1 rRNA gene is annotated in these 666 nt (G+C 56.3%); it reads right to left on the reverse strand.

Annotation, left to right across the window (positions count from 1 at the left end):
* Positions 1–633, reverse strand: a 23S ribosomal RNA gene (locus AKI01S_RS53155); the annotation flags it as partial.
* Positions 634–666 lie beyond the last annotated feature (33 nt).

Below are 666 nucleotides of genomic sequence, written 5' to 3' on the forward strand. Positions count from 1 at the left end.
TGAGGACGCTCTGACGGCTTGTAGGCACACGGTTTCAGGTACTATTTCACGACCCCTCACCGGGGCACTTTTCACCTTTCCCTCACGGTACTGGTCCGCTATCGGTCATCAGGGAGTATTCAGCCTTACCACGTGGTCGTGGCAGATTCACACGGGATTTCACGGGCCCCGTGCTACTCGGGAACACACCCAAGAGGTCACGCAATTTCGTCTACCGGACTCTCACCGTCTACGGTCGGCCTTCCCATGCCGTTCGACTATCACGCGACTTGGTAACTCTTTGCCAGCCTGGTAGAGCTGACCGGATGGTCCCACAACCCCGCACACGCAACGCCTACCAGCTATCACACGCGCACGGTTTAGGCTCTTCCGCTTTCGCTCACCACTACTCACGGAATCACTCTTGTTTTCTCTTCCTGCGGGTACTGAGATGTTTCACTTCCCCGCGTTCCCACCAACCGGCCTATACATTCAACCGGCGGCGACACCCCATGACGGGTGCCAGGTTTCCCCATTCGGAAATCCCCGGATCAAAGTCTGGTTGCCGACTCCCCGAGGCATATCGCAGGCTCCCACGTCCTTCATCGGCTCCTGATGCCAAGGCATCCACCGTATGCCCTTAAAAACTTGAACACACGAAACGATCAAACAAATCGCAACAGAGAA

The organism is Actinomadura kijaniata NBRC 14229 (assembly GCF_001552175.1).
Lineage (GTDB): Bacteria > Actinomycetota > Actinomycetes > Streptosporangiales > Streptosporangiaceae > Spirillospora > Spirillospora kijaniata.